General features: G+C 42.9%; 4 protein-coding genes and 1 pseudogene. 4 read left to right on the top strand and 1 reads right to left on the bottom strand.

The window, feature by feature from the left end; genetic code table 11:
- Positions 1–367: pseudogene (locus UF06_RS15970) on the bottom strand (transposase); the annotation flags it as partial.
- Between the two features lie 440 nt (positions 368–807).
- On the opposite strand from UF06_RS15970, the gene UF06_RS15965 reads away from it, so the two are divergent.
- The 4 genes from UF06_RS15965 to UF06_RS15950 all read left to right on the top strand — a co-directional run bounded on the left by UF06_RS15965 (position 808) and on the right by UF06_RS15950 (position 2292).
- Positions 808–1077, top strand: a complete 270-nt coding sequence (locus UF06_RS15965) for a DUF1778 domain-containing protein (RefSeq protein WP_045571309.1) — start codon at positions 808–810, stop codon at positions 1075–1077.
- On the top strand, positions 1074–1607 hold the full coding sequence (locus tag UF06_RS15960; protein WP_045571308.1) for a GNAT family N-acetyltransferase: 534 nt from the start codon (positions 1074–1076) through the stop codon (positions 1605–1607). Before UF06_RS15965 ends, UF06_RS15960 begins: the two co-directional genes overlap by 4 nt.
- 186 nt (positions 1608–1793) lie before the next feature.
- Positions 1794–2060 (top strand): BrnT family toxin, encoded by a 267-nt coding sequence (locus tag UF06_RS15955; protein WP_045571307.1) that lies wholly within the window; start codon positions 1794–1796, stop codon positions 2058–2060.
- Positions 2047–2292: a hypothetical protein gene (locus UF06_RS15950; protein ID WP_000643598.1), complete on the top strand. Its 246-nt coding sequence runs from the start codon at positions 2047–2049 to the stop codon at positions 2290–2292. Before UF06_RS15955 ends, UF06_RS15950 begins: the two co-directional genes overlap by 14 nt.
- Positions 2293–2537 lie beyond the last annotated feature (245 nt).

Below are 2537 nucleotides of genomic sequence, written 5' to 3'. Positions count from 1 at the left end.
GCGCTGGAAATATTGAGCAGCTCACACTGGCGCTTTATCGGCAATGGGGTGGATTTAACCAGCGAACTCTTTCGCTGGGCTCGGTCTAACGACCGAGCACTTTGGCCAAAAAATCATTTTCCATGGTCAATTGACCGATCTTGGCGTGAAGTTTGTCCACTTCTTCGGAATTCTCTTTTCCTGTGTGATTTTCGGTGGCAAAAATCATGGCTGCGTTTTCAAGCAGCTCCTTTTTCCATGTCGAGATTTGGTTAGCGTGCAGGTTGTATTTCTGAGCTAACTCAGCGACGGTTTTATCGCCTTTAGCGGCATCGAGTGCCACCTTAGCTTTAAACTCAGGAGAGTGGTTTCTACGTTTTCTAGTCATAATCTGTCCCTGTATTGTTGGGTACTATCAAAACAGATCGACCACTTAAAGTCATGTCCGAAAATCGGGGGCCACTTCTGTACTTGATGGTGCAGATTTAAACGACATCGTAAAGTATGTTCTGTTTTTCGCCTTGCCAATCAGTGTTTCTATAGGCTTGCTCGGATCTGTTCAAGGTTTGTTATTCTTTCACCTTAACCGTTGGCAGTTAGCCAGCTAACAAACGCTTCAAGAGGGACAGCCAACGCGCGGCATTTTTACCATGCGTTGGTTTGAGTGATTACGGTGTTATGCGGGAGCTTAGTAGTAGCGTTGTCTGCCCCTTAAGCGGGCGTTATATTCTCCCTCGTTCCGTAAACTTTCCGTACTAATTGAATGTGCTTTAAGTTTGGACTATAATCTCTCAACATTACGGAATGTATCCGTACATAGGAGGGGTTATGGCAACGGCACGTTTAGATATCCGCCTTGATGAAGAGATCAAGGCAAAAGCCGAAAAGGCATCGGCTTTACTTGGTTTAAAAAGTCTCACTGAATATGTGGTGAGGCTTATGGACGAAGATGCGACTCATGTTATTGAGGAGCATGAAAGTATTATGGTTAAAGACAGTGTTTTTGACGAGTTTATGGCTGCGTGTAATAAAGTAAAAGTACCGAATCAAGCTTTGCTTGAAGCTGTTAAATATACAGAGAAGAGCGGTATCAAGTGAGTTGGGGCAAAGAGTTTGTAGAACTTAGTAAATCAAAGCATGACCGCGACTCATTTGACTGTGGTGAGCAAGAGCTAAACACATTTATCAAAACTCAAGCTGCAAAGCACATGCAAGCAGGTATTAGCCGAACAATGGTTTTACCTAGTGCTCAGCCACTGTTAAATCAAAAATTTGCTATTTGTGCATTTTATAGTGTTGCCCCGAGCTCAATCAGCCGAGAAACATTACCGACACAATTAGCAAAGAAACTACCGAGATATCCAATCCCTGTTTTTCTGTTGGCTCAATTAGCGGTGCACAAAGAATTTCACGGTTCTGGACTTGGAAAGGTCAGTCTAATTCGTGCGCTGAAGTACTTGTGGGAAGTGAATCATCACATGAGGGTATACGCAATTGTTGTGGACTGTCTGACAGACTCCGCTCAAGCGTTCTATACGAAGTTCGGTTTTGAAGTGTTGTGCGAACATAATGGGCGTATTCGTATGTTCTTACCAATGAAAACGGTAGAACAGCTTTTTAATCAATAGGCTACGAATATAACAAACAATTCAAGTGGATTCTCAACGCGTGGCGGTTTTACTATGCGTCAGGTAAAGTGCTTTACGGTGCAATGCCGCGGCTTAGCCAGTGCGTTGCTCACCACTTAATTGGGCGTTAGCCGTCATCAATAAACAAAGTTTGCCTAATGAGTAAAAAGGGTGTGGTTTTTACTCATGATTAAATTTGAATTTGATGAAAACAAAAGCAGAAGTAATCTCGAAAAGCACGGTATTGATTTTCATACAGCTCAAGGGTTGTGGAATGATTCAGATCTTATCGAGATCCCTGCTAACACGAGTGATAAGCCCAGATATTTGGTTGTCGGCTTACTAAACGGTAAGCATTGGTCAGGAGTAATTACCTACCGAGGTACGAATATCAGGATCATCTCAGTTCGGCGTTCACGGAAAGCGGAGGTAAGCCTTTATGAAAGCGCATGAATTTGATGCCAAGTTTGAAAGTGACGACGATGATATCGTAATGGACTTGGATCTATCGCAAGCTAAAAGACCGATGCATAAGCAAAAACGAGTCAATGTAGATTTTCCAGCCTGGATGCTTGAGTCATTGGACAGAGAAGCGAGTCGTATTGGTGTAACACGTCAATCAATCATTAAAATTTGGTTGGCAGAAAGGTTAGAGAGCGTGTCTCATCATTCAAGTGTGAGATAAACGGCTAACAAAGCATTTAAGAGGGACTCACAACGCGTGGCATTTTTGCCATGCGTTTGTTTTTGTGATGAATTTGCTATGCATTGAGTGCTTTTGTGCGTTGTTCGCCCCTTAATGCGGCGTTAGGCGCTATTCACTTTAGGATTAGGGATGAACGTAGAATTTAAAGTGATCAATTTGGCGCAAGATTATGATTTTTGCGTAGCTGCTCGAAAGGACGCTTACTATTGCAGCTTCAAAACCTA

Origin of the sequence: Vibrio sp. S234-5, from assembly GCF_000960595.1 — a bacterium.
Lineage (GTDB): Bacteria > Pseudomonadota > Gammaproteobacteria > Enterobacterales > Vibrionaceae > Vibrio.
Note: the sequence above shows the minus strand (reverse complement) of the source record. Positions and strands in the feature narration are given on the sequence as shown.